This is a genomic window from Bacillus sp. JJ1609, from assembly GCF_036967045.1.
GTDB lineage: Bacteria > Bacillota > Bacilli > Bacillales > Cytobacillaceae > Mesobacillus.
Genome location: NZ_JBALSS010000047.1, coordinates 23,864 through 46,238 on the forward strand (window position 1 = coordinate 23,864; position 22,375 = coordinate 46,238).

Annotated in this window: 24 protein-coding genes and 1 other annotated feature; all 24 genes read right to left on the bottom strand. The window is 42.9% G+C overall.

Annotated features, from left to right (window positions below):
* Nucleotides 1–18 precede the first annotated feature (18 nt).
* The 24 genes from rpsQ to nusG all read right to left on the bottom strand — a co-directional run bounded on the left by rpsQ (nt 19) and on the right by nusG (nt 22,328).
* On the bottom strand, nt 19–282 hold the full coding sequence (gene rpsQ / locus V7654_RS23255; protein WP_023626421.1) for a 30S ribosomal protein S17: 264 nt from the start codon (nt 280–282) through the stop codon (nt 19–21).
* A gap of 19 nt (nt 283–301) precedes the next feature.
* A complete protein-coding gene (gene rpmC / locus V7654_RS23260; RefSeq protein ID WP_023626422.1) occupies nt 302–502 on the bottom strand; it encodes a 50S ribosomal protein L29 in 201 nt (66 codons plus the stop codon).
* Nucleotides 492–926 (bottom strand): 50S ribosomal protein L16, encoded by a 435-nt coding sequence (gene rplP, locus V7654_RS23265; RefSeq protein WP_207503077.1) that lies wholly within the window; start codon nt 924–926, stop codon nt 492–494. Before rplP ends, rpmC begins: the two co-directional genes overlap by 11 nt.
* A 1-nt stretch (nt 927) precedes the next feature.
* Nucleotides 928–1,584: a 30S ribosomal protein S3 gene (gene rpsC, locus V7654_RS23270; RefSeq protein WP_207503078.1), complete on the bottom strand. Its 657-nt coding sequence runs from the start codon at nt 1,582–1,584 to the stop codon at nt 928–930.
* A gap of 3 nt (nt 1,585–1,587) precedes the next feature.
* The gene (gene rplV, locus V7654_RS23275) at nt 1,588–1,929 is read right to left on the bottom strand and encodes a 50S ribosomal protein L22 (RefSeq protein ID WP_023626425.1); all 342 of its coding nucleotides are present in this window, start codon (nt 1,927–1,929) and stop codon (nt 1,588–1,590) included.
* Nucleotides 1,930–1,947: 18 nt separating this feature from the next.
* Nucleotides 1,948–2,226, bottom strand: a complete 279-nt coding sequence (gene rpsS / locus V7654_RS23280) for a 30S ribosomal protein S19 (protein ID WP_044393904.1) — start codon at nt 2,224–2,226, stop codon at nt 1,948–1,950.
* Nucleotides 2,227–2,283: 57 nt separating this feature from the next.
* Nucleotides 2,284–3,114: a 50S ribosomal protein L2 gene (gene rplB / locus V7654_RS23285; protein ID WP_335433253.1), complete on the bottom strand. Its 831-nt coding sequence runs from the start codon at nt 3,112–3,114 to the stop codon at nt 2,284–2,286.
* 28 nt (nt 3,115–3,142) lie between these two features.
* The gene (gene rplW, locus V7654_RS23290; protein WP_335433291.1) at nt 3,143–3,430 is read right to left on the bottom strand and encodes a 50S ribosomal protein L23; all 288 of its coding nucleotides are present in this window, start codon (nt 3,428–3,430) and stop codon (nt 3,143–3,145) included.
* On the bottom strand, nt 3,427–4,050 hold the full coding sequence (gene rplD / locus V7654_RS23295) for a 50S ribosomal protein L4 (RefSeq protein WP_335433255.1): 624 nt from the start codon (nt 4,048–4,050) through the stop codon (nt 3,427–3,429). Before rplD ends, rplW begins: the two co-directional genes overlap by 4 nt.
* A 26-nt stretch (nt 4,051–4,076) precedes the next feature.
* Nucleotides 4,077–4,706 (bottom strand): 50S ribosomal protein L3, encoded by a 630-nt coding sequence (gene rplC / locus V7654_RS23300; protein WP_335433256.1) that lies wholly within the window; start codon nt 4,704–4,706, stop codon nt 4,077–4,079.
* A 36-nt stretch (nt 4,707–4,742) separates the two neighbouring features.
* A complete protein-coding gene (rpsJ, locus tag V7654_RS23305) occupies nt 4,743–5,051 on the bottom strand; it encodes a 30S ribosomal protein S10 (protein WP_207503082.1) in 309 nt (102 codons plus the stop codon).
* Between the two features lie 911 nt (nt 5,052–5,962).
* Nucleotides 5,963–7,150, bottom strand: a complete 1,188-nt coding sequence (gene tuf, locus V7654_RS23310) for an elongation factor Tu (protein ID WP_335433257.1) — start codon at nt 7,148–7,150, stop codon at nt 5,963–5,965.
* Between the two features lie 124 nt (nt 7,151–7,274).
* Nucleotides 7,275–9,353, bottom strand: coding sequence for an elongation factor G (fusA, locus tag V7654_RS23315; protein ID WP_335433258.1), 2,079 nt, complete (start codon nt 9,351–9,353; stop codon nt 7,275–7,277).
* Nucleotides 9,354–9,401: 48 nt separating this feature from the next.
* Nucleotides 9,402–9,872, bottom strand: a complete 471-nt coding sequence (rpsG, locus tag V7654_RS23320) for a 30S ribosomal protein S7 (RefSeq protein WP_335433260.1) — start codon at nt 9,870–9,872, stop codon at nt 9,402–9,404.
* 40 nt (nt 9,873–9,912) lie between these two features.
* Nucleotides 9,913–10,335: a 30S ribosomal protein S12 gene (rpsL, locus tag V7654_RS23325; RefSeq protein WP_023626436.1), complete on the bottom strand. Its 423-nt coding sequence runs from the start codon at nt 10,333–10,335 to the stop codon at nt 9,913–9,915.
* Between the two features lie 102 nt (nt 10,336–10,437).
* Nucleotides 10,438–10,686, bottom strand: coding sequence for a 50S ribosomal protein L7ae-like protein (locus V7654_RS23330; RefSeq protein WP_335433262.1), 249 nt, complete (start codon nt 10,684–10,686; stop codon nt 10,438–10,440).
* Nucleotides 10,687–10,859: 173 nt separating this feature from the next.
* Nucleotides 10,860–14,462 carry a DNA-directed RNA polymerase subunit beta' gene (gene rpoC / locus V7654_RS23335; RefSeq protein WP_335433264.1) on the bottom strand — a complete coding sequence of 1,201 codons (3,603 nt, stop codon included), beginning with the start codon at nt 14,460–14,462 and terminating at the stop codon, nt 10,860–10,862.
* 113 nt (nt 14,463–14,575) lie between these two features.
* Nucleotides 14,576–18,136, bottom strand: a complete 3,561-nt coding sequence (gene rpoB / locus V7654_RS23340) for a DNA-directed RNA polymerase subunit beta (RefSeq protein ID WP_335433292.1) — start codon at nt 18,134–18,136, stop codon at nt 14,576–14,578.
* A 246-nt stretch (nt 18,137–18,382) separates the two neighbouring features.
* A complete protein-coding gene (locus V7654_RS23345) occupies nt 18,383–18,985 on the bottom strand; it encodes a class I SAM-dependent methyltransferase (RefSeq protein ID WP_335433265.1) in 603 nt (200 codons plus the stop codon).
* 207 nt (nt 18,986–19,192) lie between these two features.
* A complete protein-coding gene (gene rplL, locus V7654_RS23350) occupies nt 19,193–19,555 on the bottom strand; it encodes a 50S ribosomal protein L7/L12 (protein WP_335433266.1) in 363 nt (120 codons plus the stop codon).
* A gap of 57 nt (nt 19,556–19,612) precedes the next feature.
* The gene (gene rplJ, locus V7654_RS23355) at nt 19,613–20,113 is read right to left on the bottom strand and encodes a 50S ribosomal protein L10 (RefSeq protein WP_335433267.1); all 501 of its coding nucleotides are present in this window, start codon (nt 20,111–20,113) and stop codon (nt 19,613–19,615) included.
* Nucleotides 20,114–20,145: 32 nt separating this feature from the next.
* Nucleotides 20,146–20,283: a sequence feature (ribosomal protein L10 leader region), on the bottom strand.
* Between the two features lie 51 nt (nt 20,284–20,334).
* Nucleotides 20,335–21,027, bottom strand: coding sequence for a 50S ribosomal protein L1 (rplA, locus tag V7654_RS23360; protein WP_207503090.1), 693 nt, complete (start codon nt 21,025–21,027; stop codon nt 20,335–20,337).
* A gap of 169 nt (nt 21,028–21,196) precedes the next feature.
* Nucleotides 21,197–21,622 (bottom strand): 50S ribosomal protein L11, encoded by a 426-nt coding sequence (rplK, locus tag V7654_RS23365; protein ID WP_023626445.1) that lies wholly within the window; start codon nt 21,620–21,622, stop codon nt 21,197–21,199.
* A 172-nt stretch (nt 21,623–21,794) separates the two neighbouring features.
* On the bottom strand, nt 21,795–22,328 hold the full coding sequence (nusG, locus tag V7654_RS23370) for a transcription termination/antitermination protein NusG (RefSeq protein ID WP_335433268.1): 534 nt from the start codon (nt 22,326–22,328) through the stop codon (nt 21,795–21,797).
* Nucleotides 22,329–22,375 lie beyond the last annotated feature (47 nt).

A 22,375-nucleotide genomic window follows, 5' to 3' on the forward strand; every position in this document is an offset into this window, starting at 1 on the left:
AAACCTTAATCCGAACAATTAGATAATAACAGCTTTTTCCACCACTTCTACAAGGCGGAAACGTTTTGTGGCAGATAGCGGACGAGTTTCCATGATACGTACTACGTCGCCGATCTTTGCCTCATTTTGCTCATCATGAGCTTTGAATTTCTTAGAGTATTTAACACGCTTGCCGTATAAAGGATGCTTTTTGTATGTTTCAACAAGTACTGTGACAGTTTTGTCCATCTTATCAGAAACTACGCGTCCAGTATAAACTTTGCGTTGGTTGCGTTCACTCATTGTGAGAACCTCCTCTCAATTATCTGTTAACGCCGATCTCTCGTTCACGAATTACAGTTTTCATGCGAGCAATCGCTTTGCGTACTTCACGAATGCGAGCTGTGTTTTCAAGTTGTCCAGTCGCTAATTGAAAGCGCAGGTTGAAAAGCTCTTCTTTTAAAGATTTAACTTTTTGTTCAATTTCAGCAGTGGTAAGGTCACGAATGTCATTAGCTTTCATTAGATTCACCACCAATTTCTTCTCGTTTAACAAACTTGCACTTGATAGGAAGCTTGTGTGCAGCAAGGCGTAATGCTTCGCGTGCGACTTCTTCAGAAACGCCAGCGATTTCGAACATTATTTTGCCTGGTTTAACAACTGCTACCCAGCCTTCAGGTGAACCTTTACCGGAACCCATTCGGACTTCAAGAGGCTTTGCAGTATATGGCTTGTGAGGGAAAATTTTGATCCAAACTTTTCCTCCACGCTTCATGTAACGAGTCATCGCGATACGAGCAGATTCGATTTGGCGGTTTGTGATCCAAGAAGCTTCTAAAGCTTGAAGGCCAAATTCACCAAATGTTACTTCTGCGCCGCCTTTCGCTTTTCCGCGCATTTTTCCGCGGTGCTCACGACGATATTTAACGCGTTTAGGCAATAACATATTATTTGCCTCCTTCCTCAGATTTCTTCTTTGTAGGAAGGACCTCTCCACGGTAAATCCATACTTTTACGCCAAGTTTTCCGTAAGTTGTATCTGCTTCAGCAGTAGCGTAATCGATATCAGCACGAAGAGTATGAAGTGGAACTGTTCCTTCGCTGTAATGTTCAGAACGAGCGATATCTGCTCCGCCAAGACGGCCGGATACCATTGTCTTGATACCTTTAGCGCCTGCACGCATAGCACGTTGGATAACTTGCTTTTGAGCACGACGGAAAGATACACGGTTTTCCAACTGGCGCGCAATGTTTTCCGCAACCAATTTCGCATCGATATCAGCTTTTTTAATTTCAAGAATGTTTATATGAACACGTTTGCCAGTAAGTTGGTTTAACGCTTTGCGAAGAGCTTCAACCTCAGTACCGCCCTTACCGATAACCATTCCTGGCTTAGCAGTGTGGACAGTTACATTTAAACGGTTTGCAGCACGTTCGATCTCTACTTTAGAAAGAGAAGCATCGCGTAAACGCTTTGTGATGTACTCACGAACCTTAAGGTCTTCGTGTAAAAGATCAGCGTAGTCTTTGCCTGCGTACCATTTAGATTCCCAATCACGGATGATCCCGACACGCAAACCGACTGGATTTACTTTTTGACCCACTGATTATCCCTCCTTCTTTTCTGATAAAACGATAGTAATATGACTAGTACGTTTGTTAATTGCACTTGCACGGCCCATAGCACGTGGACGGAAACGTTTTAACGTTGGTCCTTCATTTGCATACGCTTCGGATACGACAAGATTATTAACATCCATTTCATAGTTGTGTTCTGCGTTCGCTAATGCAGATTTCAACACTTTATCTACGATTGGAGAAGCTGCTTTTGGGGTAAGGTTTAAAATAGCTACCGCTTCACCAACTTGCTTTCCTCGAATTAAATCTAAAACTAAGCGAGCTTTACGAGGAGCAATACGAACTGTTCTTGCAACAGCTTTAGCTTGCATGTGGATGCCCTCCTCTCATTAACGTCTTGTTTTCTTATCGTCATTACCATGACCTTTGTAAGTACGAGTTGGAGCGAATTCTCCAAGCTTGTGGCCTACCATGTCTTCAGTGACATATACAGGTACATGTTTACGACCATCGTAGACAGCAATAGTGTGTCCGATGAATTGTGGGAAGATCGTAGAACGGCGAGACCAAGTTTTTACAACTTTCTTGCCTTCAGTTTCATTTAACTTTTCGATCTTTGTGATTAAGTGCTCATCAACAAAAGGTCCTTTTTTTAAGCTGCGACCCATGATTGAACCTCCCTTCGTGATTGCCCTACGGTTCCCGCGAACCGTAGCTCAATCCCGTTATTTTTTACGACGACGTACGATAAACTTGTCGGATTTGTTTTTCTTCTTACGAGTCTTGTAACCAAGAGTCGGCTTGCCCCATGGTGACATTGGTGATTTACGTCCGATTGGTGAACGTCCTTCACCACCACCGTGTGGGTGATCGTTAGGGTTCATTACAGATCCACGAACTGTTGGGCGCTTGCCTAACCAGCGTGAACGACCTGCTTTACCGATATTGATCAATTCGTGTTGTTCGTTACCAACTTGACCAATAGTTGCACGGCACTCAGAAAGAATCATACGTACTTCGCCAGAGTTTAAACGCACTAATACATATTTGCCTTCTTTACCAAGAACCTGTGCTGAAGTTCCTGCAGAACGAACTAATTGTCCGCCTTTGCCAGGCTTCAATTCGATGTTGTGTACTACAGTACCAACTGGGATGTTTGTTAGTGGAAGAGCGTTACCTACTTTAATGTCAGCTGTTGGGCCAGACATAACTTCCATACCTACTTCTAGGTTTTTAGGAGCTAGGATATATCTCTTTTCACCATCTACGTAGTTAATTAATGCAATGTTTGCAGAACGGTTTGGATCATACTCAATTGTGGCAACGCGTCCAGGAATGCCATCTTTTGTACGCTTAAAGTCGATGATCCTGTATTGACGCTTGTGGCCGCCACCTTGATGACGAACAGTTAACTTACCTTGGTTGTTACGACCGCCTTTTCTGTGCAACGGAGCAAGCAAGGATTTCTCCGGCTTGTCAGTTGTAATCTCAGCAAAATCAGATGCTGTCATATTACGACGACCGTTGGAGGTAGGTTTGTACTTTTTAATCGCCATTTCGTTTCCCTCCTCTTCTATTCAAGTTTTATACTTCGAAGAATTCGATTTCTTTGCTGTCTTGTGTAAGTTTTACGATTGCTTTACGGCGTTTGTTAGTGTATCCGCCGAACTTGCCCATACGCTTAAACTTACCTTTGTAGTTCATGATGTTAACTTTTTCAACTTTAACGCCGAAAATAGTTTCGATCGCGTCTTTAACTTGTGTTTTGTTCGCTCTTGTATCAACTTCGAAAGTGTACTTCTTCTCAGTCATAAGATCTGAAGAACGTTCTGTAATAACGGGGCGCTTAATGATATCGCGTGCATCCATTATGCAAGCACCTCCTCTACTTTTTCAACAGCTGCTTTTGTCATGATCAGCTTATCATGATTTAAAACATCCAACACGTTAATTCCATCAGCAGCAACAACAGTTACTCCAGGAATGTTACGAGCTGAAAGTGCAACGTTTTCGTCTAAACCTGCTGTTACGATCAAGGCTTTAGTGTTAACTGAAAGGCCTTTTAGTACGTTTGTGAATTCCTTTGTCTTTGGAGCTTCGAATGCTAGGCTCTCAAGTACTAGGATGCTTTCAGCTTGTACTTTAGATGATAGAGCAGATTTGATCGCTAAACGACGAACTTTTTTAGGCAATTTATAGCTGTAGCTGCGTGGAACTGGTCCGAATACAGTACCGCCTCCGCGCCATTGTGGGGAACGGATAGATCCCTGACGAGCACGTCCAGTACCTTTTTGTTTCCAAGGCTTACGTCCGCCGCCCGCTACTTCAGAACGAATTTTAGTTTTATGAGTTCCTTGACGTAATGAAGCTCTCTGCATGACAACTGCTTCGAACATTACGTGGTTGTTAGGCTCAATACCAAATACTGATTCGTTTAGTTCGATTTCGCCAACTTGTGAACCAGCTTGGTTAAATAATGCTACTTTCGGCATTCTTGTTTCCTCCTTTCCTGTAAAAATTACTTAGCTTTTACAGCACCTTTAATTTTTAGAAGGGCTTTTCTAGCACCAGGAACGTTTCCTTTGATTAGTAGAAGGTTACGTTCTGCGTCAACTTTAACGATTTGCAAATTTTGAACAGTGATTTGCTCTCCACCCATGCGTCCAGGTAATAATTTACCTTTGAATACACGGTTTGGAGCAACAGGACCCATTGAACCAGGGCGGCGGTGGTAACGAGAACCGTGAGCCATTGGTCCGCGAGATTGTCCGTGGCGCTTGATTACACCTTGGAAACCTTTACCCTTAGAGATTCCTGTAACATCTACCATTTCGCCTTCTGCGAAAATATCAACTTTGACTTCCTGACCAACTTCATACTCTGCTAAGTTAACTCCGTTGATTTCTTTCACGAAGCGCTTAGGAGCAGTGTTTGCTTTGCCAACGTGGCCTTTTTCTGGTTTGTTAGAAAGCTTTTCGCGCTTGTCTTCAAAGCCAAGCTGTACTGCTTCGTAACCATCTGTCTCAACAGATTTCACTTGAAGCACTACGTTTGGAGCAGCTTCTACTACTGTTACCGGGATAAGGTCGCCGTTTTCAGCAAATACTTGAGTCATACCAATCTTTCTTCCTAAGATTCCTTTGGTCATTTCAGTCACACCTCCTGTATGTTTTAATATTTATTTTTAAAGTTTGATTTCGATATCTACACCTGATGGCAGGTCTAAACGCATTAATGAATCGACCGTTTGTGGAGTCGGATTGATGATGTCAATCAGACGCTTATGCGTACGCATTTCAAACTGCTCACGAGAATCTTTGTACTTATGCACCGCACGAAGAATTGTGTAAATCGTCTTTTCAGTAGGTAGTGGGATTGGACCAGACACCGCCGCACCAGAACGCTTTGCTGTTTCAACAATTTTTTCTGCAGATGTATCAAGAATTCTGTGATCATAAGCTTTTAAACGGATACGAATTTTTTGTTTTGCCATTACTTTCCCTCCTTTTCGCCTATTTTTAAAATAGACATTCTCAGCGAAAATTTCCCACACACTCGCCATGGCAAAGCGGCCGGGTGTGTCAGCAACCTTTCGCATCATCGCAGTCAAAGACCAACATTGTCTATTATACATAAAACATAACTCAAACGCAACATTAATTCCGCAATTTCATTATGTTTAACACACTTTTACTATTATAGCGGGCATTTCGTTATTTTACAAGTCGTTAACAAGATTTCTAACTATTTAAAACCTGTGCAAATTATTCCTGTCATACTTAAAGGTGATTTAAGTGAATTGAATTAAAAAGAAACAATATTATATAGAAGAAAGTCGATCGGTTATTCTTTTGAGGAAGCTCAATAACAATGTTTATTATATAGAAGAAACATGGTTTGAGTATAGAGCATGTGATTGGAATTAGTGGCAGATACTTGGTCTGCAGAGAATTCTGTTATTGACGGTAAATTAAAGTTATGTGGGTTTGTTTATTTGGTTCACATATTTAATATAGAAAGGTTCTGTTATTATTCATTGTTTTTAATTTATGTATGAGAATCCATAGGCGGAGAATTTTCTGCTATTGTATGTAGAGAAATCTTAAGAACCAGACATAAGCGGAGAATTTTCGATTAACTGCTTAAAATAGATCAAAATCTAAAGGTTTGGATAATATAGACGGAAAAGCTTCCTTTATTTTTATGGGAATATGGCTATTTCCCAATTTAAACGGAATTTATCCGTTTATTTTTTCAAACACATTGAAATCAACATTCAGTTATAACAAAGCCTATAAAAAAGAAAAACTGGGATCACCTCAATAGTCTCCCATCCTCATTTCTTGAAAAAATACAAAAAAAAAGCAGCTGGATCGTCATCCAGCTGCTTTTGCGTTTTAAAAATTATTCTTGGATTGTAGCTACTACGCCAGCGCCTACAGTACGGCCGCCTTCACGAATAGAGAACTTAGTTCCTTCTTCGATAGCTACTGGAGCGATTAGTTCAACAGTCATTTCGATGTTGTCGCCAGGCATAACCATTTCTACGCCTTCAGGAAGGTTACAGATACCTGTAATATCAGAAGTACGGAAATAGAATTGTGGACGGTAGTTAGTGAAGAATGGAGTATGACGTCCACCTTCTTCTTTAGAAAGAACATAAACTTCCGCTTTGAACTTTGTGTGTGGAGTGATTGATTTTGGCTTAGCCAATACCTGTCCACGCTCGATTTCTTCACGTGCTACACCACGAAGAAGTGCACCGATGTTGTCTCCAGCTTCTGCATAGTCAAGAAGCTTACGGAACATTTCAACACCTGTTACAGTTGTAGATTTAGGCTCTTCAGTGAAACCTACGATTTCGATAACGTCACCTACGCGTACTTGTCCACGCTCAACACGGCCTGTAGCAACTGTTCCACGTCCTGTGATTGAGAAAACGTCCTCAACAGGCATCATGAATGGCTTTTCAGTGTCACGAGTTGGAGTTGGGATGTACTCATCAACAGCGTTCATTAGTTCAACGATCTTCTCTTCCCAAGCAGCTTCGCCTTCAAGAGCTTTAAGAGCAGAACCTTTGATAACTGGGATGTCATCGCCAGGGAAGTCGTATTCAGAAAGAAGGTCACGTACTTCCATTTCTACTAACTCAAGAAGTTCTTCGTCATCAACCATATCACACTTGTTCATGAATACTACAAGGTGAGGTACACCTACCTGACGAGAAAGAAGGATGTGCTCACGAGTTTGTGGCATTGGGCCGTCAGTTGCAGATACAACTAGGATTCCGCCGTCCATTTGTGCAGCACCAGTGATCATGTTCTTAACATAGTCAGCGTGTCCTGGGCAGTCAACGTGTGCATAGTGACGAGTTGCAGTTTCATACTCAACGTGTGCAGTTGAGATTGTGATTCCACGCTCGCGCTCTTCTGGAGCAGCGTCGATTTGGTCATAACCTTTTGCTTCAGCACCGCCAGCTTTTGCAAGAACAGAAGTGATAGCAGCTGTTAGAGTTGTTTTACCATGGTCAACGTGACCAATTGTACCAATGTTAACGTGTGGCTTCGAACGATCGAATTTAGCTTTTCCCATTAGAAAAATCCTCCTTTAATATATGAAAATTAAGTATATTTTAATGAGCTGTGAAATAGGTACCCCTATTCCACAGCATTATGCTTACATTAGTAGTTATACTTGATTAAAAGATGAAAATCAATTATTCACCTTTATTTTTTTTGATGATTTCTTCTGAAATTGATTTTGGTACTTCTTCATAGTGATCGAAGTGCATTGAGAACACACCGCGGCCTTGCGTGCTAGAACGCAACGCTGTAGCGTAACCAAACATTTCAGATAGAGGGATCATCGCACGAACTACCTGTGCGTTACCACGAGCGTCCATACCTTCTACACGTCCACGACGAGCAGTAACTTGGCCCATGATATCACCTAGATATTCTTCAGGGATAACAACTTCTACTCTCATGACCGGCTCAAGAATTACTGGCTTACACTTTGAAGCAGCGTTTTTAAGTGCCATTGATGCAGCGATCTTAAACGCCATTTCAGAGGAGTCAACATCATGGTAAGATCCATCAAACAATCTTGCTTTAATGTCAACCAATGGATAGCCTGCAAGAACACCACGGTCAAGTGAGTCTTCCAATCCAGCTTGTACAGCTGGAATGTATTCACGTGGAACTACACCACCAACGATGCCGTTCACGAATTCAAAACCTTTTCCTTCTTCGTTTGGAGAGAATTCAATCCAAACGTGTCCGAATTGACCACGTCCACCAGACTGACGTGCGAATTTACCTTCAACAGAAGCTGATTCGCGGAAAGTTTCACGGTATGCAACCTGAGGTGCACCAACGTTTGCTTCCACTTTAAATTCACGACGCATACGGTCAACGATGATGTCAAGGTGAAGTTCTCCCATTCCAGCGATGATAACCTGGCCAGTTTCCTGGTCAGTATGAGCGCGGAATGTTGGATCCTCTTCTTGAAGCTTTTGTAGTGCAGTAGTCATCTTGTCCTGGTCAGCTTTTGACTTAGGCTCAACAGATAACTGGATTACTGGCTCAGGGAACTGCATTGATTCCAAGATAACAAGGTTCTTTTCATCACATAGAGTGTCACCTGTAGTAGTATCCTTTAGACCTACAGCTGCTGCAATATCACCCGCGAAAACCTTAGAGATTTCCTGACGGCTGTTTGCGTGCATCTGAAGGATACGTCCGATACGCTCACGCTTTCCTTTAGTTGAGTTCTGAACATAAGATCCAGACTCAAGAGTTCCAGAGTAAACGCGGAAGAACGTTAACTTACCAACATAAGGGTCAGTCATAACTTTGAACGCAAGAGCCGAGAATGGCTCGCTGTCATCTGAATGACGCTCAACTTCTTCATCTGAATCCGGAAGAGTACCTTTGATTGCAGGTACATCAAGCGGAGATGGAAGGTAGTCGATTACTGCATCAAGCATTAACTGAACACCTTTGTTTTTGAATGCTGAACCACAGATAACTGGGTAGAATTCAACGTTTGTAGTACCTTTACGGATAGCTGCTTTGATCTCTTCGATTGTAAGCTCTTCTCCGCCAAGGTATTTTTCCATTAATTCTTCATCAAGCTCAGCTACCGCTTCAACTAGCTTTTCACGGTATTCTTCAGCTTGTGCTTTGTATTCTTCTGGAATTTCACCTTCAGTAATTTCTGTACCAAGGTCATTACCGTAGAAGATAGCCTTCATTTCGACTAAGTCGATGATTGCTTCGAACTCATCCTCAGCACCGATTGGCAACTGAATTGGGTGAGCGTTAGCTTGAAGACGGTCATGAAGAGTTTTAACAGAATATAGGAAGTCAGCACCTAGTTTATCCATTTTATTAACGAATACAACACGTGGTACCCCGTAAGTTGTAGCTTGACGCCAAACTGTTTCTGTTTGCGGCTCAACACCTGACTGTGCATCAAGTACTGCAACTGCTCCATCAAGTACGCGAAGTGAACGTTCAACTTCAACTGTGAAGTCTACGTGTCCTGGCGTATCAATGATGTTAACGCGGTGTTCTTTCCAAGCAGCTGTTGTTGCAGCAGAAGTGATCGTGATTCCACGCTCTTGTTCCTGCTCCATCCAGTCCATTTGAGAAGCACCTTCGTGAGTTTCACCGATTTTATGAATACGGCCTGTATAATATAGAACACGCTCAGTTGTTGTTGTTTTACCAGCATCGATGTGAGCCATGATTCCAATATTACGAGTTTTTTCTAAGGAGAACTCTCTTGCCATTTGGTCTTTCTCCTTCCTAGTATGAATGTTTTTAGATTGAAGGTAATTCTACCAACGATAGTGAGCGAATGCTTTGTTTGCTTCCGCCATTTTGTGTGTATCTTCGCGCTTCTTAACAGAAGCACCAGCGTTGTTGGCAGCGTCTAGAATTTCGTTAGCAAGACGCTCTTCCATTGTCTTTTCCCCACGAAGACGTGAGTAGTTGACCAACCAGCGAAGACCAAGAGTTGTACGGCGGTCTGCACGCACCTCAACTGGTACTTGGTAGTTAGCTCCACCTACACGGCGTGCTTTTACTTCTAGAACAGGCATGATGTTCTTTAGAGCTGCATCGAATACTTCGATAGGCTCTTTGCCTGAACGCTCACGAATGATATCAAAAGCTGAATAAAGGATCTTTTGTGATTTACCTCTCTTGCCGTCGATCATCATCTTGTTGATAAGACGAGTGATAAGCTTTGAATTGTAAATCGGATCCGGTAATACGTCTCTCTTTGCAACTGGACCTTTACGTGGCATGTAATTTCCTCCTTTCAAAAAGGGTTATTAGTTTGGTTTATTATTTCTTAGCTGCTTTTGGTCTCTTAGTACCGTACTTAGAACGGCCCTGCATACGGTTGTTTACACCAGCAGTATCAAGAGCACCACGTACGATGTGGTAACGTACACCCGGTAAGTCCTTTACACGTCCTCCGCGGATAAGAACAACACTGTGCTCTTGAAGGTTGTGCCCGATACCTGGGATATAAGCTGTTACCTCGATTCCGTTAGTCAAACGTACACGAGCGTATTTACGCAACGCTGAGTTCGGCTTCTTTGGAGTCATTGTACCAACACGAGTACATACACCACGTTTTTGTGGAGATGATACGTTTGTTTGTGCTTTTTTGAAGCTGTTATAACCTTTGTTTAGCGCAGGAGATTTTGACTTCTCCTCTTTTGAGCTACGTGGCTTGCGCACTAATTGGTTAATTGTAGGCATGTTTTTTTCCTCCCTTCACTTTTTTTGTAAGCCCACACATCCAGGTGGTTCATTTTTTTACAAAAAACAAAGTTCTTGTAGGTCTTCCTACAAAAACAGTTTTTACTTTGTTATCGCTACAGCCGCAGCACTTACTGCAATACCACAAGCCTTACCTAATTTTTTCATAGATTCGACATAGGTGATGGCGGTTTTCATTTCCCTGGCTGTACGCAATAGTTCTGCCGTCACTTTCGCGTCTGCATCTTTTGCAATCACCAGTTCCATTACTTCGCCTGCTTTAAGGGCTTTAACTGTTTGCTTTGATCCTACTATAAACTTATTAGCCTGCGCTACTTTTTCATAAGACATAAAATCCTCCAAAGCAACAGGTAAATAGGAGCACCTTTGAAATATTAACATCTCTATCAAATGATGTCAACATTATTCGTGATTTTTTTTATTAAAGTAAAAATACTTTATACATATTACTTTAAAAACGCGGTACTTCCTATCTTAATAGAAAGCACCGCGCATTCATAAATTTACTCTACAGTAATTGCATCTTCGGCATTTTCTTCTTCCATAACGATCGGTTCAGCTCTTCTGTAGCGCTGCATACCTGTTCCCGCTGGAACCAATTTACCGATGATAACATTTTCCTTCAAGCCGAGAAGCTCATCGCGTTTGCCTTTGATCGCCGCATCGGTAAGTACTCTTGTTGTCTCCTGGAAGGAAGCTGCAGACAAGAATGAATCAGTCTCAAGTGATGCTTTAGTGATACCAAGCAGCACCGGACGTCCAGTTGCCGGCAATTTGCCTTCAAATAGCGCTTTGCGGTTTGCATCAGTGAACTGGTGGATTTCAAGCAATGTGCCTGGCAATACATCTGTTTCACCTGCATCAATAACCCTTACCTTACGCATCATTTGGCGCACCATTACTTCAACGTGCTTATCGCCAATTTCAACACCCTGCATACGGTATACCTTTTGAACTTCTTTCAATAGGTACTCCTGCACGGATTGAACATCTTTTACTCTCAAGAGTTCTTTAGGGTCGATTGAACCTTCTGTAAGCTCTTGGCCGCGTGCTACATGGTCATTTACAGCAACCTTTAAGCGGGCTGTATATGGAGCCGTGTAAGTACGGCTTTCGATTTCACCCTGGACAACAATTTCCTGCTGGCGGTCTTTGCCCTCGTTGATGCCAACTACGACACCTTCAAGTTCAGTGATAATTGCTTGCCCTTTAGGATTACGTGCTTCAAACAATTCCTGGATACGCGGAAGACCTTGTGTGATATCGTCTCCTGCAACACCGCCGGTATGGAATGTACGCATCGTAAGCTGTGTACCAGGTTCTCCGATAGATTGGGCAGCGATGATACCGACTGCTTCGCCTACTTCAACTTCCTGGCCGGTAGCAAGGTTGCGACCATAACATTTCTTACATACGCCGTGGCGAGTGTTACATGTAAATGCAGAACGGATCCACACTTCCTCAATTCCAGCATCCACTACTTCTGTAGCAAGATCTTCAGTAATCAAGCCATTTTCAGGAACAAGCACAGCCTTTGTTTCAGGATGTTTGATTGCCTTTCTTGCATAGCGGCCAATTAGACGCTCATCAAGTGGTTCGATTACTTCAGTGCCATCTTTAAGGGCTTTGATAAATAGGCCTCTGTCAGTTCCACAATCATCTTCACGGACGATGACATCCTGGGCTACGTCAACAAGACGACGAGTCAGGTAACCTGAGTCAGCTGTTTTAAGTGCAGTATCCGCAAGACCTTTACGCGCACCGTGAGTGGAAATGAAGTATTCCAATACTGTTAAACCTTCACGGAAACTTGATTTGATTGGTAACTCGATGATCCGTCCAGCCGGGTTGGCCATCAGACCACGCATACCAGCAAGCTGAGTGAAGTTGGACGCGTTACCACGGGCTCCAGAGTCACTCATCATGAAGATTGGGTTTGAATTATCAAGTGATTTCATCAGTTTGGCCTGGATTACATCCTTCGCCGCACTCCAAATTGAAATAACTCGGTCATAACGCTCATCCTCGGTAATTAAACCGCGTCTGAACTGTTTAAGAACATTATCAACTTTTGTTTGTGCTTCAGAGATAATCTCTTGCTTTTCTTTAAGAACCACGATATCAGCCACACCAACCGTAATACCCGCTTTAGTGGAGTATTGGAAGCCTAAGCCCTTCATACGGTCTAGCATTTTTGAAGTTTCCGTGATTTTGAATTTCTTGAACACTTCAGCAATGATGTTTCCAAGAATCTTCTTCTTGAAAGGATCTACCAATGGCATACCTTTGATAACTTCCTTAATATCTGCGCCTTTTTCTACAAAATATTTCTCAGGAGTTTTCTCCTCAAGGTTTTGTTTTGAAGGCTCATTGATATAAGGGAATGACGCTGGAAGGATTTCGTTGAAAATCAGCTTACCAACAGTCGTGATCAAGAGCTGGCCATTTTGCTCTTCAGTAAATGTCTGGTTGCCAAGAGCTGAAGCGGCAACTGCAACACGTGTATGAAGATGAACATAGCCGTTTTGGTATGCAATCAATGCTTCATTCGTATCCTTGAAGACCATACCTTCCCCAACAGCGCCTTCTCTTTCCAAAGTCAGGTAGTAGTTACCTAAAACCATGTCCTGGGATGGAGTAACAACTGGCTTTCCGTCTTTCGGGTTAAGGATGTTCTGAGCAGCAAGCATTAATAGACGTGCTTCTGCTTGAGCTTCAGCGGATAGCGGAACGTGAACGGCCATCTGGTCACCATCGAAGTCAGCGTTATAAGCTGTACATACAAGCGGGTGAAGGCGGATTGCGCGTCCTTCTACTAATGTTGGCTCAAACGCCTGGATTCCCAATCGGTGAAGAGTCGGGGCACGGTTAAGCAATACTGGGTGCTCTCTGATTACATCTTCTAGAACATCCCAAACCTCAGGACTTACACGCTCAATTTTACGTTTAGCAGACTTAATGTTATGTGCTAGACCCTTTTGTACTAGTTCTTTCATTACGAACGGCTTGAACAACTCAAGAGCCATTTCCTTAGGCAGTCCGCACTGGTACATTTGCAGGTTTGGACCTACAACGATAACTGAACGGCCAGAGTAGTCAACACGCTTACCTAGAAGGTTTTGACGGAAACGACCTTGCTTACCCTTTAGCATATGCGAAAGAGATTTCAACGGACGGTTACCTGGTCCTGTTACCGGACGGCCGCGGCGACCGTTATCAATCAATGCATCAACAGCTTCCTGAAGCATACGCTTTTCATTCTGGACAATGATGCTAGGAGCACCAAGGTCAAGAAGACGCTTTAGGCGGTTGTTACGATTGATTACACGGCGGTACAAATCATTCAGGTCGGATGTCGCAAAACGTCCTCCGTCTAACTGTACCATTGGACGAAGCTCCGGAGGGATGACAGGAAGTACATCAAGGATCATCCATGATGGCTCGTTGCCTGATCCACGGAACGCTTCAACTACTTCAAGGCGCTTGATCGCTCGAGTACGGCGTTGTCCTTGAGCAGTTCTTAATTCTTCTTTAAGCATATCGGCTTCTTTATCTAGGTCGAGATCTGAAAGCAGCTTTTTAATCGCTTCTGCTCCCATCGCCGCCTGGAATTTGTTACCGTACTTTTCACGGTATGCGCGGAATTCTTTCTCTGATAATAACTGCTTCTTTTCAAGGGCAGTATCGCCAGTTTCCGTTACTACGTAAGAAGCAAAGTAAATGACTTCTTCCAGTGCACGCGGAGACATATCCAGGACAAGTCCCATTCGGCTTGGAATACCTTTGAAATACCAAATGTGAGAAACAGGAGCTGCAAGCTCTATATGCCCCATTCTTTCACGGCGGACTTTAGCACGTGTTACTTCAACACCGCATCGGTCACAGACAACGCCTTTGTAGCGAACTCTTTTGTACTTTCCGCAATGACATTCCCAGTCCTTCGTTGGTCCGAAGATACGCTCACAGAATAAGCCGTCTTTTTCTGGTTTTAAAGTACGGTAGTTGATTGTTTCCGGCTTTTTAACTTCACCAAAAGACCATGAACGAATCTTGTCCGGTGAAGCAAGGCCAATTTTCATGTACTCAAAATTATTAACATCTAGCAAGGGGCCTACCTCCCTTTTAATCTAGGGTTTTACCCTTATGGCCTTCTAAAGAGGAACACACGTGGACAATACTGTTATTCAACTGTTTGTACACGTGTGCCAATTAGATGGACCTATTCTTTCATTCCTACTTTTTCAGAACCCATTTCTTCTGATTCTGGTGCAATTGTCAATGTTTCTGCATGCTGCAACTCTTCTTCATCGTCGAAGTCGCGCATTTCGATTTCTTTTTCATCGCCTGAAAGGATTTTGACGTCCATACCCAAACTCTGAAGTTCTTTCATCAATACCTTGAATGACTCAGGTACGCCTGGTTCAGGTACATTTTCACCTTTTACAATTGCTTCATATGTTTTAACACGTCCGACAACATCATCAGACTTGACAGTTAAAATTTCTTGCAATGTGTAAGCAGCACCGTACGCTTCAAGTGCCCAAACCTCCATCTCCCCGAAACGCTGTCCGCCGAACTGGGCTTTACCGCCAAGTGGCTGCTGCGTAACAAGTGAGTATGGTCCAGTAGAACGAGCATGAAGCTTATCGTCTACCATGTGAGCAAGCTTGATCATGTACATGACACCGACAGATACACGGTTATCAAATGGCTCGCCTGTACGTCCATCGTATAGGATCGTTTTCGCATCACGAGCCATGCCAGCTTCCTGAATCGTCGCCCATACGTCTTCCTCCCGGGCACCGTCAAATACAGGAGAAGCAACATGGATTCCTAGGTAGCGAGCAGCCATACCAAGGTGGAGTTCAAGCACCTGACCGATATTCATACGCGAAGGAACCCCTAGTGGGTTAAGCATGATATCGACTGGCGTACCATCTGGAAGATAAGGCATATCTTCTTCTGGAAGGATTTTTGAGATAACCCCTTTGTTTCCGTGTCGTCCAGCCATCTTATCTCCTTCAGAAATTTTACGCTTCTGAACGATATAAGCACGTACCAGCTGGTTTACACCTGGAGGAAGCTCATCGCCATCTTCACGGTTGAACACTTTGACGTCGAGGACAATTCCACCGCCGCCGTGTGGCACACGCAATGATGTATCACGGACTTCCCTTGCTTTTTCACCGAAGATTGCATGCAGAAGGCGTTCCTCAGCTGTCAATTCAGTAACCCCTTTAGGTGTTACCTTACCAACTAGAAGGTCTCCATCCTTCACTTCAGCACCGACACGAATGATTCCACGCTCGTCAAGGTTTCTTAAAGCATCTTCCCCGACATTTGGAATATCACGTGTGATTTCTTCAGGTCCAAGCTTTGTATCACGAGACTCTGATTCATATTCTTCTATATGGATCGATGTATAAACATCGTCTTTAACAAGGCGTTCACTCATGATGATGGCATCTTCATAGTTATAGCCATTCCATGTCATGAATCCAACAAGAACGTTACGTCCTAATGCCAGTTCACCTTTTTCCATTGATGGTCCGTCAGCAAGGATTTCTCCTTTAACTACACGGTCACCAAGGCTTACGATTGGGCGTTGGTTATAACAAGTACCCTGATTGGAACGAATGAACTTAAGCATACGGTATTTATCAAGGTCACCCTTAACTTCCTGACCGTCTACTTCAGTAACACGGCGAACCCATACTTGACGCGCTTCAACGTGTTCAACAATTCCTTCATGCTTACAGATTACTGCAGCACCAGAATCCTTTGCATTCACGTGCTCCATTCCCGTACCTACGATTGGTGCTTCCGGCTGCATTAACGGAACAGCCTGACGTTGCATGTTCGCACCCATTAGCGCTCGGTTGGAGTCATCGTTTTCCAAGAACGGAATACATGCAGTCGCTGCGGATACAACCTGCTTAGGTGATACGTCCATGTAATCGACGCGGTCACGTTTGACAACAGTGTTTTCACCACGGAAACGGGCGATAACTTCTTCATCAATGAAAGAGCCGTCTTCAGCTAGGCGCGCATTTGCCTGTGCAACAACATAGTTGTCTTCTTCATCAGCTGTTAAGTAATCAAAGTGGGTTGTCACTTTTCCTGTTTCAGGATCAACACGGCGGTATGGAGTCTCAATGAAACCAAAGCGGTTTACCTTCGCAAAGCTGGAAAGTGAGTTGATCAAACCGATGTTCGGACCTTCCGGCGTTTCAATCGGACACATACGTCCGTAGTGGGAGTAGTGAACGTCACGCACTTCGAATCCAGCACGTTCACGCGTAAGACCACCGGGTCCCAATGCAGAAAGACGCCTTTTATGTGTTAATTCAGCCAGCGGATTCGTCTGATCCATGAACTGTGAAAGCTGGGAGCTTCCAAAAAACTCTTTAATGGATGCGATAACCGGGCGAATATTGATCAATTGCTGTGGTGTAATCGTGTTCGTGTCCTGGATGGACATTCTTTCACGAACTACACGCTCCATACGGGATAGACCAATCCTGAATTGGTTCTGAAGCAGTTCACCTACTGAACGAAGGCGCCTGTTTCCTAAATGGTCGATATCATCCGTATCGCCTACACCATGCAGCAAGTTAAAGAAGTAGCTGATGGAAGAAATGATGTCAGCAGGCGTGATGTTTTTGATTGGTTCAGGAACATATGCATTTCCAAGAACATTGATCTCTTTCTCGCCTTCATCATTTGGAGCATATATCTTGATAGATTGCAGAGTGACATCCTCTTCAACCACGCCGCCATATGGGCTGAAATTCTTGAAGCCAACATTCTTCTCCAAAGCAGGGATAATCTTATCTAAAGTACGGCGGTCCAAAGTGACGCCTTTTTCAGCAATGATTTCTCCTGTCTCAGGATCCACTAATGTTTCAGCAAGCTTCTGCCCGAATAAACGGTTTTTAATATGAAGCTTTTTATTAATTTTATAACGCCCTACATTTGCAAGGTCATAGCGCTTTGGATCAAAGAATCTTGATACCAGCAGGCTCTTTGCATTATCAACTGTAGGCGGTTCGCCAGGACGGAGACGCTCATAGATTTCCAGAAGCGCTTTTTCCGTGCTTTCCGTATTGTCTTTTTCAAGTGTGTTTCGGATATATTCGTTATCACCGATCAAATCAATGATTTCTTGATCAGAACCGAACCCTAATGCACGCAAAAGAACCGTAACAGGGAGCTTCCTCGTACGATCTATCCTTACATATACAACATCCTTGGCGTCTGTTTCATATTCAAGCCAAGCGCCGCGGTTTGGAATAACGGTAGCGGAGAATCCCTTCTTCCCGTTCTTATCCAGCTTCCCACTGTAGTATACGCTCGGTGAACGCACTAGCTGGGAAACGATAACCCTTTCAGCACCATTGATAACAAACGTTCCAGTTTCTGTCATAAGCGGGAAATCGCCCATGAAGACATCCTGGTCCTTAACTTCACCTGTTTCTTTATTAACAAGGCGGACCTTTACTCTTAATGGAGCAGAGTAAGTGACGTCTCTTTCCTTAGATTCTTCCACTGGATATTTCGGTTCGCCAAGACTGTAATCGATAAACTCTAGCGATAAGTTACCAGTAAAGTCTTCAATCGGTGAAATGTCCTGGAACATTTCCCGGAGGCCCTCATCAAGAAACCACTGATAGGAAGAGGTTTGAATTTCAATTAAATTCGGCAATTCCAAAACTTCACTGATGCGAGCATAACTTCTACGTTGGCGGTGTCGTCCATACTGAACAAGTTGACCTGTCAACTGATTCACCCCTCAAATCAAGCGTTATTATTCATCTATCCCTGTCTTGTCCATGAAGTTTCCTCCATTTCAAAAGACAAAAAGAAAAAGGGTTTTCACTTCAAAAACCACATTTCCTGCAACGAACAATTATTTTGTTAGTTTTCCCTTAATGCCCAAAATTATACAACTTTTCGATGAAATTAGCAGACGAAAGGAAACTAATATATTGGCATTTTATAATATTAACATAGCGGTTTTCTCGCGTCAACATTTTACAGATTTGAGAATAAAGTAACCTTTACTTTTTGCCACTACTTCAACTTCACCAAATAATTCTTTCATTTTTTCCATCGCGGATGGCGCACCCTGCTTTTTTTGGATTACCACCCAAAGTTCACCGCCCTCAGCTAAATGAAGGAAGCTTTGTTCAAAAATATCATGAACTACTTTTTTTCCTGCACGGATCGGAGGATTAGTAAGGATTGCATCGAATCCCTTCTCTTCCACATCTAGCAGGCGGTCACTTTCGTAGATTTTCACATTTTCTACTTTATTCTCCGCCGCATTTTCCTCAGCAAGCAAAATCGCTCTTTCATTAATATCCACCATATGAACCACCGTATCAGGAAAAGCTTTCGCAAGGGAAAGTCCAATAGGCCCATATCCACAGCCAACATCCAGGATGATTCCTGCATCTTTCTTCAGTTCAAAAGTATCAATTAATAATCGGGAACCAAAGTCGACTTCGCTTTTCGAAAAAACGCCGCTGTCCGTTTTGAAGCGGAAGTTATTCCCTTTTAATTCACTTTGCCATTTTACAGGATTGCTTTCGGTATTGGGTTTGCGGGAGTAATAATGTTCAGTCAAAATCTCTCACCTCCACGGGGAATCAATTGAAGAATGCGATCGCGGATTGCATTGCTACTGCGGTATTATAAAATAATAAATTACAAAAAGCAAAAATTGCAGAGGAAAACTCACAACTAACATGTTTATATAGTTTTCACACTGACCCTTTATATGCTTTAAAGTAAAAAAAGCTCGCTGTAGCAGCGAGCTTTTAATGTAAGATGATTACTTAACTTCGACGTTAGCGCCAACTTCTTCAAGTTTAGCTTTGATTGCTTCAGCATCTTCTTTAGAAACGCCTTCTTTGATAGCCTTTGGAGTGTTATCAACAAGTTCTTTCGCTTCTTTAAGGCCAAGACCTGTGATTTCGCGAACAACTTTGATAACCTTGATTTTTTGGTCTCCTGCGCTAGCAAGAACTACGTCAAACTCAGTTTTTTCTTCAACAGCAGCAGCGCCAGCTCCGCCCATCATTGCTACTGGAGCAGCAGCAGTTACGCCGAATTCTTCTTCGATTGCTTTTACTAGGTCGTTAAGCTCTAAAACAGTCATGCTTTTAACTGCTTCAATGATTTGTTCTTTAGTCATGATTTGTTTCCTCCTTGATATTGGTTAGTTTTTTTTTATTCTTAAACCGCAATTAACTTACGCGCCTTGTTCTTCCTTCTGTTCCGCAACTGCTTTTGTAGCAAGAGCAAGATTGCGAATTGGTGCTTGAAGTACGCTGAGTAGCATAGAAAGTAGACCTTCGCGAGACGGTAGGTCTGCAAGTGCCTTGATTTCTTCTACTGTAACGATGTTGCCTTCAACCACACCCGCCTTGATTTCAAGAGCGTCATGCTTTTTAGCGAATTCGTTAAGAATCTTTGCTGGTGCAACTACATCTTCAGCACTGAACGCGATTGCGTTAGGACCAGTTAGTGATGCGTTTAGGTCAGCAAGCTCAGCAGCTTCAGCAGCACGGCGTGTCATAGAGTTTTTGTAAACCTTGAATTCAACGCCAGCTTCACGAAGTTGCTTACGAAGTTCAGTTACTTCAGAAACTGTAAGTCCGCGGTAATCAACAACAACTGTTGATTTGCTTTCTTTAAGTTTGCCAGCAATTTCGTCAACGATTTGCTTTTTTACTTCAATAACTTTGCTCATCATTACACCTCCTGTAGATTTCTGCATTTATACCGATCAAATAAAAACCTCCGCATCAAGACAGACACGGAGGAAGTATACAATAGCAAGTAGTGTTGATCTATCGTATGACCTCGGCAGGTTATTAAGCTATATGCCCCTGCTGTCTGCGGTACAAATGTTATTTTATTATTACAACAAGAAACATTATAAGTTAATGCCTCTTAAATTGTCAAATACTATTATTTTACAGTTGAAGGATCTACTTTAACGCCAGGTCCCATAGTAGTAGAAACTGTAACGTTCTTCATGTAAGTTCCTTTAGCTGCAGATGGCTTTACCTTCATCATAGTTTCGAAGATCGTGTTGAAGTTTTCAACAAGCTTTTGGTCTTCGAATGAAACTTTTCCGATAGGTACGTGGATGTTACCTGATTTATCAACGCGGTATTCTACTTTACCAGCTTTGATTTCGTTAACAGCTTTAGTTACATCGAAAGTAACTGTTCCTGTTTTAGGGTTTGGCATTAAGCCTTTAGGTCCCAATACGCGACCAAGCTTACCAACTTCACCCATCATGTCAGGTGTAGCAACGATTACATCAAAGTCGAACCAACCTTGTTGGATTTTGTTGATGTATTCTGCATCGCCAACATAATCTGCACCAGCAGCTTCTGCTTCTTTCATTTTTTCGCCTTTAGCGAATACTAGAACACGCTGAGTTTTACCAGTTCCGTTTGGAAGCACAACTGCTCCACGGATTTGCTGGTCAGCTTTCTTAGGGTCAACGCCTAAACGGAAAGCAGCTTCAACAGTCGCGTCGAATTTCACAGTGCTTGTCTTTTTAGCAAGCTCAACTGCTTCTTGGATTGTATATGCTTGAGAGCGATCTACAAGCTTAGCAGCTTCTAGATACTTTTTGCCTTTTTTAGCCATTTTTATTTCCTCCTAGAATGTGGTTTTAACGGAATAACCTCCCACGATGAAAGGCGAGCAGCCTAACAACGAAAAAGCAAAGGCGCTTCAGGAGCGCCATATCGGACAGATAAAAGGTTGCGAGTGAAATCCATCAACTTCGCAACCCCATCAATCTACTGTAGCAGAATTAGTCTTCGATCGTGATACCCATGCTGCGAGCAGTACCTTCAACCATGCGCATTGCTGCTTCAACGCTAGCTGCGTTAAGGTCAGGCATTTTCTGTTCAGCAATTTCACGTACTTTATCACGCTTAACTGTTGCTACTTTATTACGGTTTGGTTCACCAGAACCAGACTGGATTCCAGCTGCTACTTTCAAAAGAACTGCAGCAGGAGGAGTTTTCGTAATAAATGTAAATGAACGGTCTTCAAAAACCGTAATTTCAACAGGAATGATTAATCCAGCTTGATCAGCTGTACGAGCATTGAACTCCTTACAGAATCCCATGATATTAACACCGGCTTGACCTAGTGCAGGTCCAACTGGTGGTGCCGGATTGGCTTTACCAGCAGGGATTTGTAATTTAACCATCTTAATTACTTTTTTAGCCACGAGACACACCTCCTTAAAGTCCGTGATGTGGTAATAGGGGATTACCCCTCCCACTCATAACAAAAGTCTTTATATGAAAATAAAGAACTTGACATATATCTGTCAATCGTCCAAGACATACTGACCTATGAAATAGTAACACTTTTCGAATCTGATTTCAAGCTATTTCAAATTATAATTTTTGAATCTGTGAAAATTCAAGCTCAACTGGGGTGTCACGGCCAAACATATTGACGAGAACCTTAAGCTTCGCTTTGTCCTTGTCGATTTCTTCGATCGTACCAGTAAAGTTAGTAAATGGTCCTTCGCTGACCTGGACAGTTTCCCCAAGCTCGAAGTTGATGTCGATTTTCTTCTCTTCAACACCCATGCGTTTAAGGATAAATACGACTTCTTCCTCCAATAGCGGAGTAGGCTTTGAGCCTGCACCTGAAGAACCGACAAACCCAGTAACGCCAGGCGTGTTACGCACAACATACCATGAATCGTCTGTCATTACTAATTCGACAAGCACATACCCAGGGAATGTTTTACGCTTAACTACTTTCTTTTTGCCATTTTTGAAATCTGTTTCTTCTTCTTCAGGTACGATCACACGGAAGATCTTATCTTGCATGCCCATTGTTTCAACACGCTTTTCAAGATTCGTCTTTACCTTATTCTCGTAACCTGAGTAAGTATGAACTACATACCAGTTTTTTTCCATCATTGAGGACTAAATCGTCCGTCCCTCCCCACTTCAAAATGCATAGA